Origin of the sequence: Sphingopyxis sp., assembly GCF_035686825.1 — a bacterium.
Taxonomy (GTDB): domain Bacteria; phylum Pseudomonadota; class Alphaproteobacteria; order Sphingomonadales; family Sphingomonadaceae; genus Sphingopyxis.
Genome location: NZ_DASRYZ010000004.1, coordinates 1 through 25,356, shown reverse-complemented (window position 1 = coordinate 25,356; position 25,356 = coordinate 1). Strand labels below are relative to the sequence as shown.

Annotated in this window: 24 protein-coding genes; 7 read left to right on the top strand and 17 right to left on the bottom strand. The window is 66.1% G+C overall.

What is annotated here, in order from left to right:
• Positions 1–6: 6 nt before the first annotated feature.
• From truB to VFG17_RS08905, 4 genes are read right to left on the bottom strand one after another with little or no spacing between them, the layout of a single operon-like run.
• Positions 7–960: a tRNA pseudouridine(55) synthase TruB gene (gene truB / locus VFG17_RS08920; RefSeq protein ID WP_325029121.1), complete on the bottom strand. Its 954-nt coding sequence runs from the start codon at positions 958–960 to the stop codon at positions 7–9.
• A gap of 33 nt (positions 961–993) precedes the next feature.
• Positions 994–1,401 carry a DUF6491 family protein gene (locus VFG17_RS08915; RefSeq protein ID WP_325029120.1) on the bottom strand — a complete coding sequence of 136 codons (408 nt, stop codon included), beginning with the start codon at positions 1,399–1,401 and terminating at the stop codon, positions 994–996.
• 60 nt (positions 1,402–1,461) lie between these two features.
• A complete protein-coding gene (locus tag VFG17_RS08910; RefSeq protein ID WP_325029119.1) occupies positions 1,462–1,998 on the bottom strand; it encodes a GNAT family protein in 537 nt (178 codons plus the stop codon).
• Positions 1,991–2,593: a thymidine kinase gene (locus tag VFG17_RS08905; protein ID WP_325029118.1), complete on the bottom strand. Its 603-nt coding sequence runs from the start codon at positions 2,591–2,593 to the stop codon at positions 1,991–1,993. Before VFG17_RS08905 ends, VFG17_RS08910 begins: the two co-directional genes overlap by 8 nt.
• Before the next feature lie 245 nt (positions 2,594–2,838).
• On the opposite strand from VFG17_RS08905, the gene VFG17_RS08900 reads away from it, so the two are divergent.
• Complete coding sequence (locus tag VFG17_RS08900; RefSeq protein WP_325029117.1) at positions 2,839–4,266, top strand: wax ester/triacylglycerol synthase family O-acyltransferase; 1,428 nt, start codon at positions 2,839–2,841, stop codon at positions 4,264–4,266.
• A gap of 107 nt (positions 4,267–4,373) precedes the next feature.
• Here VFG17_RS08900 and rbfA read toward each other — a convergent pair whose 3' ends face one another.
• The 6 genes from rbfA to rimP are packed head-to-tail and all read right to left on the bottom strand — an operon-like array spanning position 4,374 to position 10,857.
• Complete coding sequence (gene rbfA, locus VFG17_RS08895) at positions 4,374–4,790, bottom strand: 30S ribosome-binding factor RbfA (protein ID WP_325029116.1); 417 nt, start codon at positions 4,788–4,790, stop codon at positions 4,374–4,376.
• Entirely contained in the window at positions 4,787–5,344 is a 558-nt protein-coding gene (locus VFG17_RS08890) for a DUF1697 domain-containing protein (protein WP_325029115.1), read from the bottom strand. Before VFG17_RS08890 ends, rbfA begins: the two co-directional genes overlap by 4 nt.
• Before the next feature lie 36 nt (positions 5,345–5,380).
• The gene (gene infB / locus VFG17_RS08885; protein WP_325029114.1) at positions 5,381–7,933 is read right to left on the bottom strand and encodes a translation initiation factor IF-2; all 2,553 of its coding nucleotides are present in this window, start codon (positions 7,931–7,933) and stop codon (positions 5,381–5,383) included.
• Positions 7,934–7,950: 17 nt separating this feature from the next.
• The gene (locus tag VFG17_RS08880; RefSeq protein ID WP_325029113.1) at positions 7,951–8,709 is read right to left on the bottom strand and encodes a DUF448 domain-containing protein; all 759 of its coding nucleotides are present in this window, start codon (positions 8,707–8,709) and stop codon (positions 7,951–7,953) included.
• A complete protein-coding gene (nusA, locus tag VFG17_RS08875; RefSeq protein ID WP_325029112.1) occupies positions 8,690–10,312 on the bottom strand; it encodes a transcription termination factor NusA in 1,623 nt (540 codons plus the stop codon). The genes VFG17_RS08880 and nusA overlap by 20 nt, the downstream gene beginning before the upstream one ends.
• Positions 10,312–10,857, bottom strand: a complete 546-nt coding sequence (rimP, locus tag VFG17_RS08870; RefSeq protein ID WP_325029111.1) for a ribosome maturation protein RimP — start codon at positions 10,855–10,857, stop codon at positions 10,312–10,314. Before rimP ends, nusA begins: the two co-directional genes overlap by 1 nt.
• A 195-nt stretch (positions 10,858–11,052) precedes the next feature.
• On the opposite strand from rimP, the gene VFG17_RS08865 reads away from it, so the two are divergent.
• Both VFG17_RS08865 and VFG17_RS08860 read left to right on the top strand, forming a co-directional pair.
• Positions 11,053–11,814 (top strand): CPBP family intramembrane glutamic endopeptidase, encoded by a 762-nt coding sequence (locus VFG17_RS08865; RefSeq protein WP_325029110.1) that lies wholly within the window; start codon positions 11,053–11,055, stop codon positions 11,812–11,814.
• Positions 11,815–11,936: 122 nt separating this feature from the next.
• A complete protein-coding gene (locus VFG17_RS08860; protein ID WP_325029109.1) occupies positions 11,937–13,076 on the top strand; it encodes a cell wall hydrolase in 1,140 nt (379 codons plus the stop codon).
• 57 nt (positions 13,077–13,133) lie between these two features.
• On the opposite strand, the gene VFG17_RS08855 is transcribed toward VFG17_RS08860, so the two are convergent.
• The 5 genes from VFG17_RS08855 to VFG17_RS08835 all read right to left on the bottom strand — a co-directional run bounded on the left by VFG17_RS08855 (position 13,134) and on the right by VFG17_RS08835 (position 19,289).
• Positions 13,134–14,723 (bottom strand): ATP-binding protein, encoded by a 1,590-nt coding sequence (locus VFG17_RS08855; RefSeq protein WP_325029531.1) that lies wholly within the window; start codon positions 14,721–14,723, stop codon positions 13,134–13,136.
• Positions 14,724–14,943: 220 nt separating this feature from the next.
• The gene (locus VFG17_RS08850) at positions 14,944–15,717 is read right to left on the bottom strand and encodes a TIGR02186 family protein (protein WP_325029108.1); all 774 of its coding nucleotides are present in this window, start codon (positions 15,715–15,717) and stop codon (positions 14,944–14,946) included.
• On the bottom strand, positions 15,714–16,622 hold the full coding sequence (locus tag VFG17_RS08845) for a sulfite exporter TauE/SafE family protein (protein ID WP_325029107.1): 909 nt from the start codon (positions 16,620–16,622) through the stop codon (positions 15,714–15,716). The genes VFG17_RS08850 and VFG17_RS08845 overlap by 4 nt, the downstream gene beginning before the upstream one ends.
• A 106-nt stretch (positions 16,623–16,728) precedes the next feature.
• A complete protein-coding gene (locus tag VFG17_RS08840; protein WP_325029106.1) occupies positions 16,729–17,868 on the bottom strand; it encodes a hypothetical protein in 1,140 nt (379 codons plus the stop codon).
• On the bottom strand, positions 17,865–19,289 hold the full coding sequence (locus VFG17_RS08835) for a glycosyl transferase family protein (protein ID WP_325029105.1): 1,425 nt from the start codon (positions 19,287–19,289) through the stop codon (positions 17,865–17,867). Before VFG17_RS08835 ends, VFG17_RS08840 begins: the two co-directional genes overlap by 4 nt.
• Positions 19,290–19,426: 137 nt before the next feature.
• Between VFG17_RS08835 and nhaA the strand changes: the two genes are divergently transcribed.
• Together nhaA and VFG17_RS08825 are read left to right on the top strand one after the other, a co-directional pair.
• Positions 19,427–20,701, top strand: a complete 1,275-nt coding sequence (gene nhaA / locus VFG17_RS08830; RefSeq protein ID WP_325029104.1) for a Na+/H+ antiporter NhaA — start codon at positions 19,427–19,429, stop codon at positions 20,699–20,701.
• 10 nt (positions 20,702–20,711) lie between these two features.
• Positions 20,712–22,064, top strand: a complete 1,353-nt coding sequence (locus VFG17_RS08825) for a hypothetical protein (RefSeq protein ID WP_325029103.1) — start codon at positions 20,712–20,714, stop codon at positions 22,062–22,064.
• Positions 22,065–22,080: 16 nt separating this feature from the next.
• Here VFG17_RS08825 and VFG17_RS08820 read toward each other — a convergent pair whose 3' ends face one another.
• Positions 22,081–23,820, bottom strand: coding sequence for a D-aminoacylase (locus VFG17_RS08820; RefSeq protein WP_325029102.1), 1,740 nt, complete (start codon positions 23,818–23,820; stop codon positions 22,081–22,083).
• 123 nt (positions 23,821–23,943) lie between these two features.
• Between VFG17_RS08820 and VFG17_RS08815 the strand changes: the two genes are divergently transcribed.
• Together VFG17_RS08815 and VFG17_RS08810 are read left to right on the top strand one after the other, a co-directional pair.
• A complete protein-coding gene (locus tag VFG17_RS08815) occupies positions 23,944–24,693 on the top strand; it encodes a methyltransferase (RefSeq protein WP_325029101.1) in 750 nt (249 codons plus the stop codon).
• Between the two features lie 4 nt (positions 24,694–24,697).
• Positions 24,698–25,009 carry an alkylphosphonate utilization protein gene (locus tag VFG17_RS08810; protein WP_325029100.1) on the top strand — a complete coding sequence of 104 codons (312 nt, stop codon included), beginning with the start codon at positions 24,698–24,700 and terminating at the stop codon, positions 25,007–25,009.
• A gap of 133 nt (positions 25,010–25,142) precedes the next feature.
• Here VFG17_RS08810 and VFG17_RS08805 read toward each other — a convergent pair.
• Positions 25,143–25,356, bottom strand: a 214-nt coding sequence (locus tag VFG17_RS08805; protein ID WP_325029099.1) for an acyl-CoA dehydrogenase family protein, incomplete at its 5' end; no start/stop codon positions are given.

Below are 25,356 nucleotides of genomic sequence, written 5' to 3'. Positions count from 1 at the left end.
CCTTGCTTACAGATTGAAGCCCCGGACGACTTTCAGCGTTCCCGCCAAAGCCTCGATCAGGGCGACGGGACGCATGTCGCTGTCCCTTCCCCAATAGAGCCCGTCTTCGGTGCACCCCCCGGTCCAGACACGACCCTGACGGATCGCCCCTGCCGCTTCCGGGGAAAGGTTCAGAGCCGGGATGTCGACCAGCCCCGCCTCGAGCGGCAGAATTATTTCTGATTGCGCGGCCCCTTGGCCGAATGCGTTCAATTTGTCCAGCGAAATCGCCTGTGACAGGTCGAACGGCCCGGCCTTGGTGCGGCGCAGCATCGTGACATGGCCGACGGTGCCGACGGCGTGGGCGATGTCGCGTGCGAGGCTGCGAATATAGGTGCCCTTCGAGACATGCGCGGTGAGGGTGATGGCGGTAAGTTGCCCCTCGCCCTCGTCACCCCGGACTTGATCCGGGGTCGAATCGTCGCCCGCCGGAATGGATGCCGGATCAAATCCGGCATGACGAAGAGAGTGGATCGTCACGCTGCGCGCCTTCATTTCCACCGCCTCACCCTTGCGGGCGAGGTCATACGCGCGCTGGCCGTCGATCTTGATCGCCGAATAGGCCGGCGGCACCTGCTCGATCGGCCCGGTGAAGCGCGGCAGCACCGCCTCGATCTCCGCAAGCGTCGGACGCACGTCGCTCGAAGCGACAATCTCGCCCTCGGCATCGAGCCCGGCGGTCTCGGTCCCGAAGGCAATCGTAAAGTCGTAAATCTTGCTCGCGTCGAGCATCCGCCCGCAAAGCTTGGTGGCCTCGCCGAGCGCGATCGGCAGCACCCCCGACGCGAGCGGGTCGAGCGTCCCGCCATGGCCGACCTTGACCTTGCCCAGCCCCGCCTCGCGGCACACGCGCTTGACCGCGCCGACCGCCTGCGTCGAACCGAGCCCCACGGGTTTGTCGAGAATGATCCAGCCGTTCATCGCAGCGCCGCTAGGCGCGCCGGGCGGCAATTGTCAATTTGCCGCGGGCTTTTCGCTCATGATGTCCTTCGACTTGTCGCGCTTCGACGGTGGCGGGGCCGAGGTGACGAAAGAGGTCAGCGGGCAGCGTTCGCCGCGCACGATGATCGACGCGAATTTGTCGAGCCGCCCGGCGCCGCGCGTTTCGACACCAATCGCCTGCGCGAAATCGACGTCGCGGCAGATGCCAATGAACGTGCCATAATACCAGTTGCGCTGGCGGTCCTGAATCCAGATGCCGCGGTCGCGGTCGGCCTTCCAGTTGCGGATCGAGCTGTCGCTGGGAAAGACGATGCTGGCCTCGACGCCCAGCGCGCGCGGTTCTTCGGCGGGCTCGATGGCCGCCGCCGCAGAAAGGGGAAGCAGCAGGACGGCCAGGGAGAGTGCGAGTTTCCGTTTCATAATGACGGGCGCATAGCAGATCGAGTCTGAACCCGTGCTGACCCCGGCGTCATGTCGGGTTCAGCGCCCCCATTCGCCCGCGAGCAACGACCAGAGCCCGGTGTCGCGCACATATCCGGTCCAGGTGATGCGCTCGGACCTCAGCACGCCTTCCTTGGTACAGCCGAGCTTGGCGACCGCCGCCTGACTGCGCTTGTTCCGCTCATCGATGCGGAACTCGATGCGGCGGATTCCGACCGCAAAGGCGTGGTCGATCATCAGTCGCTTGAGCCGCCCGTTCAGGCCCGTGCCGCGCGCGTCGGGGTGGATATAGGAGTTGCCGATCTCGACCGTCTGCGCCGACATGTCGGGACGCAGCCAGGCGGTCATGCCGACGAGCGTGTCGCCGTCGAAGATCGCATAGGGCATGCGGAACTTGCCGCCGATCAGCGTGTCGAAGCTCCGGTCGAAATGCTCCGGATCGAAGCTCGACGAATAGATCGGCCAGACATCGGCATCGGCGGCGCAGGCGGCGCGGAGCGCTTCGCGGTGCGGCTCGGCCAGTTTGACGAGCCGGAGGTCGCCGTCGGCGAGTTCGGAATAGAGACGGTCAAGCATCGGCAAGCTCCTCCGCGGTTTCGCGCCGCTTCGCCATGAAATGGCGCCGGCACATCGCGACATAGCGGTCGTTGCCGCCGATCTCGGTCTGCGCCCCCTCGACCACCGCGCGGCCCTGTTCATCGACGCGCAGGTTCATCGTCGCTTTGCGCCCGCATTCGCACACCGCCTTCAGCTCGACGAGCGCGTCGGCGAGCCCAAGCAGCGCCGCCGATCCGGGAAACAGGTTCGCGGCGAAATCGGTGCGGAGGCCATAACAGAGCACCGGAATATTCGCTTCGTCGGCGAGCCGCGCCAATTGCAAGACCTGTTCGCGCGACAGGAATTGCGCCTCGTCGACGAGCACGCAGGCGAGCGGGCGCTGCCGGTTCTCGCCGTCCACCGCCGCCAACATGTCGCTGTCGGGATCGAATTTATGCGCCTCGGCGAGCAGGCCGATGCGGCTGGTGATCTGCCCGGCGCCGTAACGGTCGTCGAGCGCTGCGGTCCACAGCATCGTTTCCATGCCGCGCTCGCGATAGTTGAAATCCGCCTGCAGCAGCGTCGTCGATTTGCCCGCGTTCATGCTGGCATAATAGAAATAGAGCTTGGCCATGGCGCGGCGATACCGCGTTCACCGGTCGTCGCCAATCCTCCCTGTGGCGAAGCCATGGGGAGGTGGCAGCGCGAAGCGCTGACGGAGGGGCAATGACGCACCGTCGCGGCCCCTCCATCATGCTTCGCATGGTCCCCCTCCCCACCGCTACGCGGCAGGGAGGATTGGGGTTCGCTTGACTCCCCTCCCGCCCCTGTCATGCTGCGCCTCAAAATATGCAGCATGAATAGTGGGGAGAGCTGCCGATGCGGTTGATGCCGGTGACCGACGCGATGTTCCTGTGGGGGGAGAGCCGCGAGATGCCGATGCACATCGGCGGCATCAACCTCTACACGCTGCCCGACGGGGTCGACGAAACCGAGTGGCTGAACGACCAGCTTACGCTGCTCCGCCAGTCGGAGGGCCTGAGGCGGCCGTTCAGCGAAGTGCTGAAACTGACCCCCTTTGGCCAATATGGCCCGATCCGCCTCACTCCCGACCGCGACATCGACATGCATTACCATGTTCGCGCCGCCGCGCTGCCGAAGCCGGGGCGCTATCGCGAGATGTTCGAACTCGCCTCGCGCCTCCATTCGGGGCTGCTCGACCGCACGCGGCCCTTGTGGGAAATCACGCTGATCTCGGGCCTGCCGAACCGGCAGATCGCGACCTTCAAGAAGGTGCATCACGCATTGATGGACGGCGCGGCGAGCATCCATTTCTATAATTCGATGCTGTCGGCCGACCCCGAGGAGCGCCGCGCCGCCTCGCCGCTCTCGGTCGAGGCCTATGAAGCCTATAAGCGCCAGTTCCCGCCGCCGAAGAAACCGGCGCGCCCGAACCTGACCGACATCAAGGCGATCGGCGATTTCCTGAAGGAGCAATGGGGCAACAGCGTCGGCGTCACCAAGGCGATGAACCAGTATCTCGCGGCGATGTTCGGCATCGGCGGCGACGGCCTCGCGACGCCCTTTGCCGGGGTGCCGCGCACCAGTTTCAACCGCAACATCACCGGCGCGCGGCGCTTCGTCGCGCAAAGCTGGTCGCTCGACCGCGTGCGCGCGATGGGCAAGGCCTATGACGGCACGATCAACGACGCCGTGCTCGGCATGTGTGCGGGCGCGATGCGCAAATATCTCCAGTCGCTGAACGAGCTCCCCGACAAACCGCTGAAAGCCATGGCGCCGGTGTCGATCCGGCCGAAGGACGATGTCGATTCGGGCAATTCGGTCGCGTCGGTGACCGCCAATCTCGCGACGCATATCGACGATCCGGCGACGCGCATGGCGATGATCCAGGAATCGATGAATTCGGCGAAGGCGCAGCTGCGCGCGATGACCGCGGCGCAGATCCAGCTCTATACCGCGATCACCAGCTTCCCGATGATGCTGACCGCGCTGACGCGCACCGCAGACAAATTTCCGGCCTATTCGGTGACGATCTCGAACGTCCCAGGCCCGCGCGAGCAGATGTACTGGAACGGCGCGCGCCTCGACGGCATGTATCCCGCAAGCATTCCAGTCGACGGCATGGCGATGAACATCACGCAGGTGTCGAATTTCAGGAATATCGATTTCGGCATCACCGCGTGCCGCCGCAGCGTGCCGCACGCGCAGCGGATGATCGACTATCTGGAGGAAGCGCTGGTCGAGCTCGAAGCGGCGGCGGGGATCAAAACACCGAAAGCGAAATAGACATACCCCATACCCCGTTCGCGCTGAGCTTGTCGAAGCGCCGCTCTTTCTTTTGACCTTGAAGAAGGACGGTCCTTCGACAAGCTCAGGACGAACGGACTGGGGAATCAGCTCTGTTCCGCTTCCCCGCCCTCCAAATCCCGCATCACCTTCGGATCGCGCAGCAATTTATCGATATGGCTCGCCTCATCGAAGCTTTCGTCCGACAGGAATTTGAGCTTCGCGGCATATTTCATGCTCATTTTCTCGGCGACGCTCTTTTGCAGCCAGGCCGTGTTGGTGCGGAGCGCCTTCAGAACCGCTTCTTCATCCTTGCCGAGCAAGGATTTCACGAAGACGGTTGCGTGGCGGAGGTCGGGCGACATGCGGACTTCGGTGATGCTCACCGGGTGCGTCGCGAGCACATCGTCATGGACATCGCCGCGCGCGAGGATTTCGGAGAGGAGGTGGCGCACCTGTTCGCCGACGCGCAGCACGCGGACGGAGGGCCCACTATCCCTTTTCCGGTCCTTGTCGGGTTTCATGGGCGTGCTTTCTCCAACTGGTCGAGCTTGTCGACGATCCGGGCGATCGAGCGCATGTTGCGCGCCGTGCCCTTATGTTCCAACCGGCGCTCGATCAGACGCCCGGTCAATTTGCTGTCGGCCACGCCGTCGCCATAATCGATATAGAGCGCGCGGTCGCCGAGCGCGAGACGCTCGTTCGGCTTGATCCATTTGTCGCCCGCCAGCGCGTCGAACTGCGCGGCGGTCGGCTGCCCGTCAAGGAACATGGTGTGGACGAACTTGTCCTCGTTCGTGCCCGCGAACGGATTGTCGGCAATCGCCGCCGCAAGCTCGTCGCGGCTCCGCACGAGCGCGGCGCTCCTCATATCGAAGCGGTCGTCGACCATCAGCGTCAATTTCTCCTCGAGCCCGCGCGTCGGCCGCGCGGGGTGCGAGAAGATGACATTGCCGCTGGCGACGACGGTTTCGACGTCGCTGAAGCCCTCTGCCTCGAACGCCGAACGCAGATCGACCATCTTCAGCCGGTTGCCACCGACGTTGATGCTGCCGAATAGGGCCACATAGCGAGCCATGCCGGCACCTCCTGATCCGCGCGGAGCGGACGCCTGTTACAGCGTCCGTTCGCGCAGTTCGACCTCGAAGACTTCGAGATGGTCGCCCGGCTTGATGTCGTTGGTATCGGCCAGCACGACACCGCATTCGAGGCCGGCGCGCACTTCGGCGACGTCGTCCTTGAAACGGCGGAGCGAAGAGATCGTCGTCGCCGAGACGATGACGTCCTCGCGCGTGAGACGCGCGTGAAGCCCCTTGCGGATCGAACCTTCGAGCACGAGCAGACCCGCGGCCTTGTCGCGCTTGCCTGCCGGGAAGACTTCCTTGACCTCGGCGCGGCCGACGACGGTTTCGACGCGTTCCGGACCCAGCTCGCCCGCCATTTCCTTCCTGACTTCGTCGGTCAGGTGATAGATGACGTCATGATACATGAAGCGCACTTTTTCGCGCTTCGCGATCTCGCGCGCCTTGGCATTCGGGCGGACGTTGAAGCCGATGATCGGCGCATTGCTCGCCGCCGCCAGCGTCACGTCGCTTTCGGTGATCGCCCCGGCGCCCGACTGGAGCACGCGGACCTTGATCTCGTCGGTCGATATCTTGTTGAGCGCGTTGACGATCGCCTCGACGCTGCCCTGAACATCGCCCTTGATGACCACGGGGAACTGGATGACGTTGGCCTTGTCGGCGAGCGCCTCGAACATGCCTTCGAGGCTGACGGGCGCCTGCGCCGTCCGCTTGCGAAGCGCCTGTTCCTGGCGATAGGCAGCGACCTCGCGGGCCCGGGCCTCATTCTCGACCACCGTCAGCGTGTCGCCCGCCATCGGCACCCCGCCGAGGCCGAGCACTTCGACCGGCATCGACGGTCCGGCGGTCTTGATCTGCTTGCCATGATCGTCGATGAGCGCGCGGACACGGCCGCTTTCGGCGCCGCAGACGAAGATGTCGCCGACCTTCAGCGTGCCGCGGCGCACGAGGATCGTCGCGACGGGGCCGCGACCCTTGTCGAGTTTCGCCTCGATCACCGTGCCTTCGGCGGCGCGGTCGGGATTGGCCTTGAGCTCCATGATCTCGGCCTGCACCGCGATCGCGTCGAGCAGCTTGTCGAGGCCGGTTTTCTTGAGCGCCGACACTTCGACATTCTGGACGTCGCCGCCCATTTCCTCGACCACCAGCTCATGTTCGAGCAGGCGTTCGCGGACGCGCTGCGGATTGGCGCCATCCTTGTCGACCTTGTTGATCGCGACGATGATCGGCACGCCCGCCGCCTTTGCATGCTGGATCGCCTCGATCGACTGCGGCTTGAGGCCGTCGTCGGCCGCCACCACCAGGATGACGATGTCGGTGACGTTCGCCCCGCGCTGGCGCATCTCGGTAAAGGCTTCGTGACCCGGCGTATCGAGGAAGGTGACTTCGCTCCCGTCGGGGGTTTTCACCTGATAGGCGCCGATATGCTGAGTGATGCCGCCGGCTTCGCCCGACACCACATTGGCGCCGCGCAGCGCGTCGAGCAGGCTGGTCTTGCCGTGGTCGACATGGCCCATGATCGTCACGACCGGCGCGCGCGGCTTCAATGCCGCGGTGTCGTCGACATCCTCATCGTGGCGGATGTCGATATCGGCGTCGCTCACGCGCTTGATCTCGTGCCCGAATTCGGTGACGAGCAGCTCGGCGGTGTCCTGGTCGATCGTCTGGTTGACGGTGACCGGCATGCCCATCTTGAACAGCGCCTTGACCAGATCGGCGCCCTTTTCGGCCATGCGGTTGGCGAGTTCCTGCACCGTGATGCTGTCGGGCACGACGACTTCGCGGACCTGCTTCTCACGCGGCCCCGACGAGGCGGTGTGCGAACGCTTTTCCTTTTCGCGGGCGCGCTTCAGCGCGGCGAGGCTGCGCGCGCGGGCGCCCTCATCCTCGTTGAGCGCGCGCGTGACGGTCAGCTTGCCCGACTGGCGGCGATTGTCGGCGCCGCGATTCGCCTTGGGCTCGGGGCGCTTGGGTTCGGGGCGCTTCGGCGCCTCGACCGGAGTGAAGCGGCGCGGCGCGGGGGCGGCGCTCGCCGTCGTAGCCGGGCGCGGCGTTACTGCGGCCTCGCCTTCGGGCGCGGCGGTCGCAGCGGGCGCTTCGGCGGCGGGTTCGGACGCGGCCGGGGCCGGGGCGGGCTCGGCGGCCTTCGCGGCCGCCTGTTCCTGGCGCGCCTCGGCGCGGGCCTTTTCTTCCTCGGCGGCGCGCGCGCGCGCGGCTTCGTCGCGGCGGCGATTTTCCTCGAGCGCATTCATGCGCGCTTCCTCGGCCTCACGCAGCAGCTGCGCCTGACGCTCCTGACGCGTCATCAGGCTGTCGGGCGCGGGCTTCGGCGCGGCGGGCTTGGGAGCCGGCGCAGGCGCGGGGGCGGGGGCGGGCGCAGGCGCCGGAGCGGCCTGAACCTCTTCGGCCTCGGGTGCCGGGGCGGCTTCGCCCGGACGGCCAAGCACGCGGCGGCGCTTCACCTCGACCACCACCGTATTGCGGCGGCCGTGGCTGAATTGCTGCTGCACCTGTCCGGCCTCGACCGTCCGCTTCAGCCCGAGCGGCTTGCGGCTAAGGGTCGGCTTGTCCTGTTCGTCACTCATCGAAAACCATCATTCCTTCAAAACGCGTCCGAAACGGCGGAAGCCGCGGACGTATCCCCTGTTCCCGGCATGCGGGAATCCCTATTCGAAACGCGATCGGCCGCGTCCCTACTCCATCCGGTGAAAAACTGCCAGCGGCTCAAATGCGCCAGCACCCGGTCGGCGGCGCGGGCGTCGACAATCGCCAGATGCACCGCATTCTCGCGCCCCAATGCCATAGATAGGGTGCCGCGGTCCACCGGCAAGACCAGACCTTCGCGGCCCGAGCCTTCGTCGTCCTCGCCGACGCGCCACGCCTGCGCCAGTTTCTTACGGCCGTCCTCGCCCGCGTCGCTCGTGTGGAGGAGCAGGCGAACCTGCCCGCGGCGCGCCGCCTGCTCGATCTTGTCGTTGCCGCTGATCAGCGTGCCCGCGCGCGATTCGAGGCCGAGCCGGTCGAGCGTCGCGCGCGCAAGCTGCGCCTCGATCCGCGCGCCGAGATCGTCAGGGACCGCGATATTGCCTTCGTGCAGCGCGCGCGCGAGCCCGCCCTTGAGCTTGCCCTTGGCCTGGCTCGCTTCGAGCGTCATGCGATCGACGCCGATCCACGCGCCGCGCCCCGGCGCCTTGCCATGAACGTCGGGGGCGATGCTGCCGTCGGGGCCGAGCGCCAGGCGCACGAGCTGCTCCGCCGGCGAAACCTCACCGGTTACGACGCAGCGCCGCTCGGGCACATGCTGGCCGCGCCCCTTTGCGCGGTCGGTTTCGGTCAGCTGATCATTGCGCGGGGTCCGCATCGGCGGCCTCCCCGGTTGCCGGCTCGCTCGACTCTTCGTCGTCGAACCAGTGCGCACGCGCCGCCATGATGATCTCGTTGCCCTGCTCTTCGCTCAGGCCATATTCGCCCAGCACGCCGCCCTTGTCCTCGGCGCGCTCGCTACGCGGCGGGCCGCGGCGGTTGTCGGTGCGCTTCTTGGCAATGAGTTCGTCGGTCGCGAGGTCGGCGAGGTCGTCGAGCGTCTTGATCCCGGCCTTGCCGAGCACGACGAGCATCGCTTCGGTCAGGTGCGGAATATCGGCCAGATCGTCCTCGACGCCGAGTTCGCGGCGTTCGGCGCGCGAGGCTTCCTCGCGGCGCTCGAGCCCTTCGGCGGCGCGGCTCTGCAGTTCCTGCGCCAGTTCTTCGTCGAAGCCTTCGATGCTCGCCAGTTCGTCGAGCGGAACATAGGCGACTTCTTCGAGCTCGCCGAAGCCCTCGGCGACGAGAAGCTGCGCGAGCGTTTCATCGACGTCGAGTTCTTCCTGGAACATCGTCGAACGCTCGACGAATTCGCGCTGGCGCTTCTCGCTCGCATCGGCCTCGGTCATGATGTCGATCTGGCTGCCGGTGAGCTGGCTGGCGAGACGGACGTTCTGGCCGCGGCGGCCGATGGCGAGGCTGAGCTGGTCGTCGGGAACGACGACTTCGATGCGGCTGTCATCCTCGTCGATGACGACGCGCTGCACCGTCGCGGGCTGGAGCGCGTTGACGACGAAGGTCGCGGTGTCTTCGGACCAGGGGATGATGTCGATCTTTTCGCCCTGCATTTCCTGGACGACCGCCTGGACGCGGCTGCCCTTCATGCCGACGCAGGCGCCGACCGGGTCGATGCTGCCGTCATAGCTGATAACGCCGATCTTCGCGCGCGAACCCGGGTCGCGCGCGGCGGCCTTGATCTCGATGATGCCGTCGTAGATTTCGGGGACTTCCTGCGCGAACAGCTTCTTCATGAAGTCGGGGTGCGCGCGCGACAGGAAAATCTGCGGACCGCGATTTTCGCGGCGCACCGACAGGATGAGCGCGCGGACGCGGTCGCCGACGCGCATCAATTCGCGCGGGATCTGCTGGTCGCGGCGGATCACGCCTTCGGCGCGGCCGAGGTTGACGACGATGTGGCCGAATTCAACCGATTTCACGACGCCGGTGATGATCTCGCTCGCGCGGTCCTTGAATTCTTCATACTGGCGCTCGCGGTCGGCTTCGCGGACCTTCTGGAAGATCACCTGCTTCGCCGACTGCGCGTCGATGCGGCCGAGATCGACCGCGGGCAGCGGATCGACGATGAAGTCGCCGATCTTGGCGTCCTTCTGCAGCTTCTGGCCGGCCGCCAGATCGACCTGCTTGAAATAATCCTCGACCTGCTCGACGACCTCGACGACGCGCCACAGGCGCAGATCGCCGGTCTGCGCGTCGAGCTTGGCGCGGATGTCGTTCTCGGCGCCATAGCGTGCGCGCGCGGCGCGCTGGATCGCTTCCTCGATCGCCTCGATGACGATGCCCTTGTCGATCATCTTCTCGCTGGCGACGCTGTTGGCAATCGCGAGCAGCTCGGCCTTGTTGGCGGAAATGGCAGTGGCCATCAGTCCTGTCCTTCTTCTTCCATTTCGTCGGCGCCCTCGATCGAGAGCGGAACGGTTGCGGCAATCAGTTTGTCGGTGAGGACGAGCTTCGCCGTGTCGATCGCGTCGAACGGCAGCTTGTGCTCCACCCCTTCCTTGTCGAAAATCGTGACGGTGTCGCCCTCGATCCCGGCGAGTTCGCCGTTGAAGCGCTGACGCCCGTCGCGCTTTTCCTTCAGCGCGATCTTCGCCTCGTGCCCCGCCCAGTCGGCGAAGTCGGCGCGGCGGGTCAGCGGCCGGTCGATGCCGGGCGACGAGACCTCGAGCCGGTAGGCGGCGTCGATCGGGTCCTTGCCCGCTTCCTCGAGCGCGTCGAGCCGGTCCGAGATGCGGCGCGACAGGTCGGCGCAATCGTCGATCGTCAGTTGGCGCGTCTCGGGCCGCTCGGCCATCACCTGCAAGGTCGGGTCGCTGTCGCCGCCGAAAAAGGCGACGCGCACGAGCGCAAGGCCCATCGCCTCGGCTTCGGGCGCGATGATCGCATTGAGGGCGTCGAAATCGACCAAGTCCGTCTTTCCAATTCGGATGACCGGAAAGCCATGCAGCTATGGCCGCCGCGGCCCGCGGCCCCGACGTCCCAACTGGCTAACCATGTCAAGAAGTAGGCCGCATATAGGCGCGTGGGGGTGAGTCGGCAAGGGGGAATGGGCGCCAAACTCCCGATCGGGACGCGCCGCTTGCGAAATCGCCATCGTGCCGGCATGGCCGCTGCCATGGTCCGCTCGTTGCAATCTTCGTTCGGCGTCGTGCTGCTCTTGCTCGGCGCGCTCGGAATCTGGTCCGCCGCGCTCACCCTCTCTCCCTATGCGGTCGATCGATTTCCGCGTTCGGAGCGATGGGCTTTTGCGGTCATCGTCGCGGTGTCGGCGCCGCTGCTCGTCGCGCTGGTTCATCGCATTGCAAACGGCCCGGCCGGTGCGCGGCGCACGGGCTCTTTTCGCTCCTTCGCCTTCGGCGCCCTCTGCTTCGCCATTCCTTTCGCGCTCGCGCTCGGTGCGGGGCTCGCGTCGGGGATGGTGTCGCTCCGCACCGATGCGGCACTTTCGACTATCCTGCTCAACGGCGCCGCGGCCGTCGCCCTCGTCTTCCTTGCCGAAGCCTTCCCCGAGGAATTGATCTTTCGCGGCGCAATCCAATCCCTGCTACGCGCCCAAATGCCTAGCTGGCCCGCCATCATCCTCCAGGCGTTGCTCTTCACCCTCTTTGCCTGGACGATCGGCGTCGCGCCGACATGGCTGGACGCAAGCTTTCTCTTCTTCTTCGGCTTCGTTCTCGGCATATTGCGCAGCGCCAACGCCGTGCCGGCGGCGATCGGCTTTCACCTCGCCTTTATGAGCACGCAGCAATTCCTCGGGCCGGCGTGGGGATTGTTCGAGGTCGGCAACCCAGACCTGATGCGCATGGCAGGCGCCATAGTGCCGTTTAGCGCGACCATCATCTTCCTTCACGGTCGCGTCAGATAGGACCGCGCCTGCGCTGCGGTAATCGTTACCCTGTCGTATGAATCGACAGTGAAACATTTTATTGGCGTTTCAGGGTATAAGTGCCGACTGGCCCCGTTCATGCGAATCGCGTGACCGGCGCAATGGAATTTGAAACGCGCATGAAGCCCGAACTGTCCCTGACCGCCCGCTCGACGTGGCGCGACCCGATGCCGGAAAAACCGGCCGGGCCGGGGCGTGTCTTTTGGGCGGCGATCATCGGAGTGGTTGCGGTCGCCTGCCTCGCCTTCCTGCTGTCGAGCGGTCAGATGCGCGCACCCGCGGTCTTCGGACCGTATAACGTGTCGGTGCCGATCGACTTCAAACCCTATGACCCCGAACGCTGGGCGATCATGAATGCCGAGGATTATCAGGCGGCGCTGAAGATCGACCCGACATTGCCCGATCCGGCGAGCGTGGGTTACAGCGATGCGACCGCGCTGCCCCCCGCCGATCCCGCGCTGCTGCGCGAGGAAGCGTTCGTCGGGCCGGCCGCCAAACCCTATGTCTTTCGCGGGGTCACCGCGCTCGACCGCGAGCGCGCGCATTATTGCCTGACCGCCGCGCTCTATTACGAGGCGGCGTCCGAGACGGACGACGGAATGCGCGGGGTCGCGCAGACGGTGATCAACCGCGTCCGCCACCCGAGCTTTCCCAACACCGTGTGCGGCGTCGTCTTCCAGGGATCGCAGCGCGCGGGCGTGTGCCAGTTCACCTTCAGCTGCGACGGCGCGATGGCGCGCGCGCCCGAACGGCGGAACTGGCTGCGCGCGAGCCGTATCGCGTCGGCCGCGCTCGGCGGATATGTCTTCCCCAAGGTCGGACTCGCGACGCATTATCATACGCAAGCGATCTGGCCGCGCTGGGGCAAGAGCCTGGTCATGACCAACATCGTCGGCGCGCATATCTTTCACCGCTGGCGCGGCCGCTGGGGAATGCCCGATGCGTTTCGCGCGCCTTATCTCGGCCGCGAGCCGGTGCCCGGTCCCTATCTGCCGCTCGCGCAGCAGCTGGCGATCCTGAAGGGTCAGGGCGTCGCTCCCGGCGCCGGTCCCGCACCGATGCTCGCAGGTCCCGCCGCGCCGCTGCCCGAGGTCGCGCCGGCGCCGCTGCCCGGCGCGATGACGCCGCCGGCAACGACCGCACCGCCGCCCGCCGCGGCGCCGACCTATACCGATCCGCGGCTCAACCAGTCGGGCCAGATCCGCGAGGAATTCCGCAAGAGCGGGGAGTGGAAAGGCTGAGGCTTTCGGCTCGGACTGAACGCAGCGCCCGGCGTTTCGCAGGGCGGATGAAGAAACTTACCGCCCCTGGCTGCGCCACCGCTTGACGACGCGTTCGAGGATTTCCGCCTCGCCGCCGGTTTCGCGCCACAGTTTCGAGAAGAGCGGATCGCTCGACGCCGGCCGCTTTTCCTCTTCGAGCGTGTCGAGGTGGACGCGGATCGGGATCGAGACGCCTTCGCCGCAGATGATGCATTCGCGGTTGCGCAGCGCCGGGATCGAATCGATGAAGCCGCGCGCGCCTTCGGGCATCGCCGCCTTCACGAAATGCTGGTCGCGTTCGTTGTTGAGGCGCATCGAGATGATCGTGCCGCACTGCGACAGCACGCCTTCGGCAAGGTCGGAGGGGCGCTGGGTGATCAGGCCCAGCGATACGCCATATTTACGGCCTTCCTTGGCGATGCGTTCGAGGATCTTGCGCACCGCCTGCCCGGTCCCGACGTCCTTCGCCGGGATATAGCGGTGCGCTTCCTCGCAGACGAGCAGGATCGGGCGCTGCGGCTCGCCGCGCGACCAGATCGCATAGTCGAAGGTCAGCCGCGACAGCACCGCGACGACCACCCCGGTGATGTCCGACGGCACGCCCGACACGTCGATGATCGAAATCGGCCGCCCGTCCGACGGCAGGCGGAAGATCTTGCCGAGGAAATTGGCCATCGTGTCGGCGACGAGCATGCCCGAGAACATGAAATTATAGCGCGGGTCGGCGCGCATTTCCTCGATCTTGCCCTTGATGCGCATGAAGGGCGCCGACGAAGTCGCCTTGTCGAGCTTACCCATCTCGTTCGTGAGGATGCTGAGAAGGTCGGAGAGGAGGTAGGGGATCGGCGAGTCGACCGTGATCTTGGTCATGCCCTCGGCCAGCCGGTTCTTGGTCCGCGCCTGCAGCAGGCAGCGCGCGAGCACGTCGCAGTCGGCCTGACGGTCGCGCCCTTCGGCGGTGACGAAGACCTCACAATGTTCCTCGAAATTCATCAGCCAATAGGGCATCGCGAGATTGTCGACGTCGAACAGCGCGCCGGTGCCCTTGAAGGCCGCCGAATATTCGCCGTGCGGATCGATCATCACGATATGGCCCTGCGGCGCGAGCTCGCAAATCTTGTGGAGGATCAGCGCGGCGCTCGTCGACTTGCCCGTACCGGTCGAGCCGAGGAGCGCGAAATGCTTGCCGAGCATCGCATCGACATAAAGCGAGCCGCGAATATCCTTGGTGGGATAGACGGTGCCGATCTCGACATGCGCGCGCTCGTCGGCGGCGTAAATCTGCTTGAGGTCGGCGCTGGTCGCCGCGAACACCTGGCTGCCCGGGATCGGGTAGCGCGTGACGCCGCGGCGGAAATTATGGATGCGGCCGGTGATCTTTTCCTCTTCGCCTTCGCCGAGGAAATCGATCGTCGCGATAATCAGCCCTTCGCCGCGTTCGTGCAGTTGCTGGTCGCGGATACTCGCGATCAGCCAGACAGTGCCGACGCGGACCTTTACCTGCGCCCCGACCTGTCCCGCCATCGCCACCGCCGCATCGCTCGACGACGCCAATTTTCCAATGACCGCGGAATCGAGCAGGATGCGCGAGGCCGAACCCGAAATATCGACGACTTCACCGATCATCAGATCGTCGCGATGATGGCTCGCTACCGGTACGACCGGCGCCGCCACGCCGCCGCCGGTCAGGCGCACATGTTGTGCCGCCGTCAAATCCCCGGCGCCGAATCCGCCACCCTGCATGTCCATATATCCGCCCCGCCTATTGTGGTCCCGGCCCCAGCTATCGCAGACGAGGGTAAATAGGCGGTGAACTTAGGACTAGAAGCTTGTGTTCGGGCAGGCTCTAGCGGCGGCGGAAAATCGCCGACGCGCCATAGCCGAGCACGAGCGACAGGAGGACCGCGGAGAGGCCATAGAGGAAGCCGTGGCGCTCCGCCGCGAGCGCGACGAACCGTTCAAATCCCGCCTTGCGGATCTGGACGTCGCGCGATGCGACCGCGAGCACGCGGCCGCGGCTGATCAGATAGGTTTCGGCGCGATAGGTTCCCACCGGAACGCGCGCCGGCACGGGAATGCGGGCGCGATAGAGCACGCCCTCCGTAATCTCGACCGAAGCGGGATTTTCGACGAAGAGCCCGGCGCGGCGATAGAGGTCGATGAGCCCAGCTTCGAACCGTTCGAGCGTCTTCGCTTCCGGAAATCCGGTCGGCGACATCGACAGATTGGCAAGGCCGAGCTCGAAGATCGCCGCGGTCCGTTCGTCGACCAGCTTATCGATCGGGCGCGACGATCCGATCGCATAGAAGCCGGGCGAGGTGCGCAGCCGGATGCTGTTAGCATTGACCCATATCCCCGCGACGCGGCGTTTTTCGCGCAGCACGATCGGCCGCACCGGCCCCTTCAACACGACGACGATGTCGGCGCGGTCGTCGGGCAGGCGCTGGCCGGGATAGAGGATCGCGCCGAACAGCAGCAGTTCCTCGCCGGTGAAGCTGTACTGGATGTCGATCGCGCGGCTCGACACGTCGGGAACCAGCCGCGGGTCGGCGGCGTGCGCCGCGGTCGCGGGAAGCAGCGCCAGCGCGGCCGCGAGGATCAAGGCGCGCAGCTTGGTCATTGCACCGTGTAGATTTCGTCGGGGCGGATGAAGAGGTCGACCGCCATGCGCGCCGCGACGAGCAGCACGATGACCGCGAGCGCCATGCGCAGATATTCGGGCTTCACCCGCTGGGCGAAGCGCGCGCCGATCTGCGCCCCGGTGACGCTGCCGAGCAGCAGCAGCCCGGCGAGCACGATGTCGACCGCACCCGTCGTCATCGCGTGGACCATCGTCGTCGCGATCGTCACGAACAAGATCTGGAACAGCGAGGTCCCGACGACCACCTGCGTGCCCATGCCGAGCAGGAAGATCATCGCGGGCACCATGATGAAGCCCCCGCCGACGCCGAGCAGCATCGTCAATATGCCGACCGCCATGCCGAGAATCAGCGGCGCGAGCGGCGAGATATAGAGGCCCGAGCGATAGAAACGCCAGCGCAGCGGCAGGTTGGCGACCATCGGGTGGTGGCGCCGCTTGCGCGCCGGCGCGGGAAGCCCGGCGCGCATGTTGCGCAGCGCGCCCAGCGCCTCGCGCGCCATGATCCCGCCGACCGAGCCGAGCAGGACGACATAGAGGATGTTGATTACCGTATCGATCTGGCCCCAGGCGGTGAGCAGTTCGAACAGCCCGGCGCCGATCAGCGAGCCGACGAGGCCGCCGGCGACGAGCACCGTCCCCATGCGCAGGTCGACCCCGCCGCGCTCGAGATGCGCGAGCGCGCCCGACACGCTGGCGCCCGTGACCTGCGTCGCCGCCGAAGCGGCCGCGACCGTCGGCGGGATGCCATAGAAGATCAGCAGCGGGGTGGTGAGAAAGCCGCCGCCGACGCCGAACATGCCCGACAGAAAGCCCACCCCGCCGCCGAGCAGGATGATGACCAGCGCATTGACCGACAGATTGGCGACTGGAAGGTAGAGATCCATGGGTCCCGTTGATGCTCGCCGGCGCGCGAAACTGCGCCGAGTCCCGCGACCCTAGAGGATTTTTCCCGAGCGGGGAATCGGCTGCGGCGGCTATTTTTTCCCGCGATCAGAAGTCCGCGGCGAGGGTCAGCGCCAAGCCGCTTTCGGGGCGCGCGTCGCCCGCGACGCGCTGGCGCCAGTCGAGCGCGATCCGGCTGCCTTCGCCCACCTCGGGAAGGCGCAGCGTCAGCCGCGGCCCGACATCGACGCGCGCCGCGCCGGGCTGCACCGCCCCCGCCGCGAGCGCGCCGAGCCGCAGCGACGTCTCGCGGGCGCCGAGACGGCGGTCGACGACCACCGCCCCGTCGGCGAAACCGTCGCGCCGCCGCGCACCGACGATGCCGGCCTGCGCATAGGCATCGAGCCGGAAGCCGGCGGGCAGCGCGACGTCCGAGACACCACCGCTGGCCATGACGGCGAGCGCGGTGCGGCCTTCGGGGCCCGCGGCAACGCGCTGTTCGATCGCGAGATCGACCGGCAATTGCGCCATCGGAGCGAAGGCGAGACCGAAGGCCAGTTCGCGCTGGCGCGGCCGCTGCAGCGCGATCGTCGCGCGGCCATAAGCGCGCACGCGGCCGGTGTCTCCGAAACCATAAGCGAGCCGAAGGCCCGCCTGGCTGCCGCCGAGCTGGCCGGCACCGCCGATGGTTTCGGGCGCATCCCCCGACCCTTGGCGCAGATAGACCCAGCTTCCGAGCGACCAGCTCGAAAGCTGGCGCCGGATCCAGAAGGGGGCGCCCTGTCCCGGCGCGGCCTTCGCGGCCGGTGGAAACCATAACGGCCCGCTCCCGCCCACTGCCGAGCGCGCCGCCTCTCCCGGCCGCGACGGTAACAGCCGCGCCATCATGGCAAGACGAAGGCTGTGGCGGTCGGCGCCAAAGCCGCCGGAATGCGCATGAGCCTCGATGGGGGGAGACGCATATGAGAGGTCCGGCCGCGGCGCCGCCAAAACGCGAAGCGGGCCTGCGCCTTGCACCGATATGGCCTTCGCCGGTACGCGATGAGCAAAGGACCGGCTGTCCGCAAGGCCGCTTTCGGTCACAAAGGATGACGGCGGCGCCCACGGCATCGCCGGGACATCGGGCGGCACCGACATGGCGGGATTCCACGTCATCATGATGCGCAGTGCGATCCAGCCGCCGATGCACAGCAACAGGAAGCGCAGCGCCGGGGCATCGCGGCGCGCGCCGATGCGCCGCGCCATCATCGCGCGATCCTCCGGACAAAGGCATCCTGATGGACCGGCTCGCTTTGGCAATGGTCGGTCTTGTCCCACACCACTTCGCCCGATCGCAGCATTCGCCAGTAAAGGGTGACCGCGCGGCGCGCCGCGAGGATCGCGATGATGTTCGCGACGAAGGCGCGCGGCACCGAAACCAGCGCCTCGCCAAGACCATACCAGCGCGCCGTGAAATGGCCGCGCATCCCCATTCGCCAGCAGAGCAGCAACAGATTGACGGCGAGGAGCAGCCGCATGCCCTCGCCAAGAACGACCGCATTCCAGCCGAGAAGCAACTCCCCCGCCAGGCCCAGTCCGGTCAGGATCGCCCCGGCATAGGCGGCGAGGAGGATGAGGGCGGCGAGCGGCGCACGGCGATCGCGCCACAGCATCCAGCGCGCGAGCCAGGCGCGGTTCGCCGAGACACCCGCGTCGCCCTGCCGCGAACCCGGCCAGCCCAGATGATCCCATCCCGCAAGCGAGATTCCCGCGATCCAGCGCGATTTTTGCCGCACCGCCTTTTCAACCTCGCCGGGAAAAGCGCCGCGCGACACGATCCGGTCGCCGGCGGGCCCGACCGTGTCGATGAAGCGCGTGCCAAGGCCATAGGCGCCGATCAGCATCCCGATCTCATAATCTTCGGTCAGGCTGTCGCAGCAAAAGGGCTCGCCGCCGCGCTCGATCGCCAGCAGCGCGAGGGTGCTCCGCGTCAGCGCGCAACCGACACCCGCCGAGGGCAACGGCAGGCCAAGGCGCGAGCGCACGACCAGTTCCTTGCCGTGCGCCTCGGCAAATTCGTCGCCATAGTGCCCGCCAACCCATCGCTCCTCGCGCTTGATCAGCGGCACGACGGGAATTTGCACCATCGCATCGTCGCCGAGATGGCGGCGATAAAGCGCGAGCTCCTCGCGGTGGACGTGATCCTCCGCATCGTGAAGAACGATCGCGGCAAAACGCATGCCTTCGGCGCGCTCATCCTCGCCCAGCGCCGCCCACAGCCGGTTGAGATTGTCGCCCTTGGTGGTCGGTCCTTCATGGCCCCCAATCACCAGCCGCAGCCGCCGGTCGCGCGCGACCAGCGGCGACACGGCGAACAGCGTCGCGGCGTCGTTCGGGTAGCAGCCGACATAAAGCCGGAAATCCTCCCCCTGCCACGCCGCGAGCGTCCGGCGCAGCATCGCCGGAAGCACTTCGGCTTCGTCCCAAGCGGGCACGAACACCGCGAAGCGCCCCTCGATCGGCGGCGTATCCGGAACCGGCGCCGGATCGCGGCCGCGCGTCGCCAGCCACAAGGCGTCGAACAGCAGATCGTCGAGCCCGATCAGCAATATTCCAACCGATGCGAACAGCATCAGTTCATGACCGGCTCCCAGCACCAGCCATTCCAGCCATGCGGTCGACAGCCCCAATATGCTAGCCCCGCGCCCCTCGATGACCTAATGTCACCTCCATCTAAGTGCTAGTGAACAGGTCCGATTTGTAAAGTCTGGCCCAAATAGCGGCCCAATCGTCAAATTTGCTGACAAACTAAGGAAATTACTAATCCATGGCCCGCAGTTTTCCGCCTCGATCCGCCTTGCGCGATTTTCTTGAAAGCGAGAGCGCCGGCGGCATGCTGCTCATTTTTGCAGCCATTTTGGCAATGATTGTCGCCAATTCGGCCTTCGCCGAGACCTATGAGCACGCGATTCACGCGGTGACCGGCCCCGTTCTCACCGACAAGCTCGGTCCGATGACCGTCCATCTGTGGATCAACGACGGGCTGATGGCGATATTCTTCCTGCTCGTCGGGCTCGAGATCAAACGCGAGTTCGTCGATGGCCGGCTCGCGAGCTGGGACCGGCGGCGGCTGCCCTTCATCGCCGCGGCGGCGGGTATGGCGGTGCCGGCGGCGCTCTATATGGTCTTCGCCGGGAAAGAACCGGGGCTCGCACAGGGCTGGGCGATCCCGGCGGCGACCGATATCGCCTTTGCGATGGGCGTTCTCGCGCTGCTCGGCAAGCGCGCGCCGACGTCGCTCAAGCTGTTCCTCGTCACCGTCGCGATCGTCGACGACATGGGCGCGGTGGCGATCATCGCGCTCTTCTACACCGCCAAGATCAATGTCATGGCGCTCGGTGCGGCCGCCGCGATCCTCGCCCTCATGTTCGTGATGAACCGCGCGGGGGTTAAAAGCCTCCTCCTCTACCTGCTGATGTTCCTCCTGCTCTGGTATGCGATGCTGCTTTCGGGGGTCCACGCGACGATCGCCGGCGTCCTCGCCGCAATGACGATCCCGTTCGAGCGTACACCCGGCGCACCCGACAGCCAGACCTCGCCGCTGCACCGGCTCGAACATGCGCTGCATCCCTGGGTCGCCTTCGCGATCGTGCCGCTGTTCGGTTTCGCCAACGCCGGCGTCGATGTCCGCGGCCTCGGGATCGACCAGATTTTCGCGCCGCTGCCGCTCGGGATCGCCGCCGGGCTGTTCCTCGGCAAGCAGATCGGCATTTTCGGCAGCGTCTGGCTCGCCGTCAAACTCGGTATCGCGGGCCGGCTGCGCGGCGCGACCTGGCTCCAGGTCTATGGCGTCGCGATGCTGTGCGGGATCGGCTTCACGATGAGCCTGTTCATCGGCGGGCTCGCCTTCCCTGGCGATGCCCTGCTCGTCGAGGAAGCGAAGATCGGCATCTTGATGGGCTCGCTTGCCGCGGCGCTCGCCGGCTTTGCCGTGCTGCGCTTCGCCCCGCCGCACCCGCAGCATGAGGCCGTAGAGCAGGCCTCGAACGGCGAAATCACCACCGACGGCGATGTGCGTGACACCTCCGAAGCCCACGGCTAAGCAGCCGGACATGACCAAGCTGATTTCATTGTCGCTGATCGCCGCCGCGACCCTCGCGGGCTGCGCTTCCACCGGGCCGAAAAGCGCAGCCCCCGAGCCCGGCGTGGCGGCACTCGACGTGCGCCGCACCGCCGCCTCGACCAAGGCGCTCGACGAAATCGCCGCCGCCTATCTGCGGCTGAGCCTCGAAATCGGAACGCACGAGCCGGGCTATATCGACGCCTATTACGGCCCGTCCGAGCTCAAAAAGTCGGCCGAAGCGGCGCCGCGCGACAAGCCCGCACTGCTCGCGGCGACGCGCGAGCTGATGGCGCAGGTCGACCTTGCCGCGCGGCGCATCTCCGACCCGCTCGCCAAGCGCCGCGCCGCCTTCCTTCGCGCGCAGCTTCGCGCCGCCGAGACGCGGCTGATGATGATGCAGGGCACGCGTTTCGCCTTCGCCGACGAAGCCGAGCGATTGTTCGGCGTGCGGCCTCGCCTCAAGCCGCTCGCAAGCTACGACGCCGAACTCGCGAAGATCGAAAGGCTGGTGCCGGGCGAGGGCGCGCTCTGGGCTCGCGTCGAGGCCTATCTCGATGCCTTCACCATCCCCAAGGACCGGCTGCAAAAGACCTTCGACGCCGCGATCGCGCGCTGCCGCGGGCGCAGCATGGCACATATTCCGATGCCCGAGGGCGAGAGCTTCCGCCTCGAATTCGTCACCGGTAAAAGCTGGAGCGGCTACAACTATTACCAAGGCGGCTACCATAGCCTGATCCAGGTCAACACCGACCTGCCGATCCGCCTGTCGCGCGCGCTCGATCTCGGCTGCCACGAGGGTTATCCGGGGCACCATCTCCTCAACATGAAGCTCGAGGAAAAGCTGGTGAAGGAGCGCGGCTGGAGCGAGTTCAGCGTCTATCCGCTCTACAGCCCGCAGAGCTTGATCGCTGAGGGCAGCGCCAATTACGGCATCGACCTCGCCTTCCCCGAAAGCAGCAAGGCCGATACCGAACGCGACATATTGATGCCGATCGCCGAGATCGCGGTGCCGTCCGACGACCGCTATTGGCAGCTTCTGAAAGCGATCAAGCGCGCGTCGGGCGCGCGGCTGACGATCGCGCAGCAATATCTCGACGGCGAGATCGACCGGAAGGCCGCGATCGCGCTCACGCAGAAATATCTGCTCGTCTCGCCCCAGCGCGCCGAACAATCGATCGGCTTCACCGACCAGTATCGCAGTTATGTGATCAACTATGGCCTCGGCGAAACGATGGTGCGCGCTTATGTCGAGCGGGGCCGGCCCTCGCGCGACGAAATGTGGCGGCGCATGGCGAAAATCGTCAGCGAACCGACCCTGCCGTCGGATCTGCTGGCGCGGTGACGCGCGCGGCGGCGGATTACTCCGCCGCCATCGCCATTTCTACGCGTTGCGGGCCGCGGATCACGCCGCCGGGCGTGGGCCCCTGCATTTCGCCGTCCTTGAACGTCACCACACCCGACTTGACCGTCGCGACATAGCCGTCGGCCTTTTGCAGCAGCCGCTTGCCGCCCGCGGGCAGGTCGAAGGCGAGCCACGGTTTGCCGAGCTTCAGCGCCTCCATATCGATGACGTTGAGATCGGCGAGATAGCCCGGCGCGAGCACGCCGCGGTCTTCGAGGCCATAGAGCAAAGCCGTGTCGCGGCACTGGCGCTTCACCGCATGCTCGAGCGCGATGCGATGGCCTTTGCGGTCGCGCACCCAGTGCTGGAGCATGAAGGTCGGCGAGGCGGCGTCGCAGATCGTCCCGCAATGCGCGCCGCCGTCGGAGAGGCTGTTCACCGTGTCGTCCGACGCCTGCAAATCCTCGAGGAAATCGAGGTTGCCGTCGCGGTAGTTGAGGATCGGGAAATAGATGAAGCCCTTGCCATCGTCCTTCATCAAGAGGTCATAGGCATATTCGGCCGGCGGGATACCCGCCGCCGCGGCGCGCGCCATAATGCTTTCGTCCATCCGGGGCTCGTAGTTGAAGTCGGGGTCCATTTCGAACTGCACCGGCCAACCCAGCGCGACGACCTTGAGGAAGTCGATGATGTCGCTTTCGGGCCAGATATTTTCTTCTTCGATCATCCGCGTCTTGAACGCCGGATCTTTCAATTTCGCGAGCTGCTCGTCCCACGAAAGGTCGATGATTTCGTTCCACGCGGGCTTGAAGCGGAAGGGATGGACGGTGCCCTGCCATGCCATGATCACGCCGTTGCCGCGCAGCGCGATCTGCGCGACGATATTCGCGCCGCTCGCATTCTGGCGCCGCATCTCCTCGATCTGTTCCTCGAGCGGCAGTTCCTTTGCGATCGACTGGAGCGCGGCGAAGGTCACCGGCAGCCCGGTTTCGCGGCTGAGATCGCCCATCCACTGAAACTCGTTCCACTCGCGCTTCAAATCGCTCGCCATTTCGAACACGCCGTAACCGACGCGGCCCATCGCGCGGCCGATCGCGATCAGCTCTTCGGCGGTCGCGGTGGTGCCGGGGACGAGTTCGCCGTCGACCGACTTGTGGAGCACGGTGCGGCTGGTCGAGAAACCGAGCGCGCCCGCGCGCACGCCTTCCTCGACGATGCGCGACATTTCGGCGATGTCCGCCTCGGTCGGGATCGCTCCGGGCTTTTCGCGGTCGCCGAGCACATAGGCGCGCACCGCGCCGTGCGGGACGTGGCACGCGACATCGACCGTGCGCGGCAGCCGTTCGAGCGCGTCCATATATTCGGGGAAAGTCTCCCAATCCCACGACATGCCTTCGGCGAGCGCGGTGCCGGGGATGTCCTCGACGCCTTCCATCAGCGAAATCAGCCAGTCGTGGCGATCGGGCTTGGCGGGGGCAAAGCCGACGCCGCAATTGCCCATCACGACGGTGGTGACGCCGTGCCAGCTCGACGGCGCCATTTCGGCATCCCACGTCGCCTGCCCGTCATAATGGGTGTGGACGTCGACGAAGCCGGGCGTGACGATCTTGCCGCTGGCGTCGATTTCCTGCGCGCCCGCGCCCAGATTTTCGCCGACCGCGACGATCCGGTCGCCGTCGATCGCGACGTCCGCGATAAAGGGCGCGCCGCCCGAACCATCGACGACGGTGCCGCCGCGAATCACCAGATCATGCATGTCCGTCTCCCGATTTTTAGTTTCACACAAAAACCTATCATCAAAATCGCGAGATGCAAATAAGCGCGCCGCCTTCGCGGCAAGGCGCTATGGTGGCGCGACCATATGAAGGGAGTCGATGCCATGATCCGTCCGCTTGCCCTCGCCCTTATGATCGCCGTTTCGGCGACCCCGCTCGCCGCCAAAGAAACATCCGCCGCCAGTTACAAGACCGCGCTCGCCGATCCCGCGCGCCCCGCCGCCGACCGCGAGCGGGATGCCGCGCGCAAACCCGCCGATCTGCTCGCCTTCGCGCAGATCGCGCCGGGCGAAAAGGTTGGCGATTTCGTCATGGGCGGCGGTTATGTCACCCGCCTGCTCGCCGCCGCGGTCGGACCGACGGGCAAGGTCTATGCCTTCCAGCCCGCCGAGTTCATCGCCTTCAAGAAGCAATATGGCGACGACCAGGCCGCGGTCGATGCCGCCTATCCGAATGTCGACGCGGTGGCGGGCCCTTTCGCGGCGCCTGCATTCACGACACCGCTCGACACGATCATCACGGTGCAGAATTTCCACGACCTCTACCTCAAACCCTTTCCCGAAGGCACGAGCGACAAGGCGAGCGCCGCGCTGTTCGCGGCACTGAAACCCGGCGGCACGCTCGTCGTCGTCGATCATAGCGCCGCCGACGGCAGCGGCACGACGCTGTCCGACAGCCTGCACCGCATCGACAAGGCGGCCGTGGTCGCCGCGCTCACCAAGGCCGGCTTCAAGCTCGAGGCGGAAAGCGATCTCTACAAGCGCGCCGACGACCCGCGTACGGCGAATGTGTTCGACAAGGAAATCCGCGGCAAGACCGACCAGTTCGCGTTGCGTTTCCGCAAACCGGGATAAAAGAATGACCAGTGACGATGAAGATTATGTCTATGACGAAGCGAGCGGAGAATGGCTGTCCGCGAGCGATGCGCGCGACCGCGCCGCCGCCGCGGCGGCGGGCCCTGAAGTGCGCGATGCGGTCGGAAACCGGCTGGCCGACGGCGACTCGGTCGTGCTGGTCAAGGACCTGATGGTGAAGGGCGCGGGGCAGACGCTGAAGGTCGGCACCGTCATCAAGTCGATCCGCCTGACCGGTGACGATCAGGAAATCGACTGCCGGCACGAGGGGATCAGGGGGCTGGTGCTGCGCGCCGAGTTCGTGCGGAAACGGTAATCCTCCCTGTTGCGGAGCGATGGGGAGGCGGCAGCGGCGTAACCGCTGACGAAGTGGCGATAACGCGAGTTGCGCCCCACTACCCTTCGGGCGACCCCTCTCTCCACGGCTACGCCCCAGGGAGGATTTGAACCTATCCCAATGTTCCCTTCCTTGGCCCGATATATCCGAAGAGGAAGGCTGCGACTTTGCGCATTTGTATTTCTTCGGCGCCTTCGGTGATGCGATAGCGGCGGTGGTGTCGGTAGATATGTTCGAAGGGTTTATGGCGCGAGTAGCCGATGCCGCCATGGACCTGCATCGCGCGGTCGGCGGCTTCGCAGACGAGGCGGTTCGCCCAGTAGTTG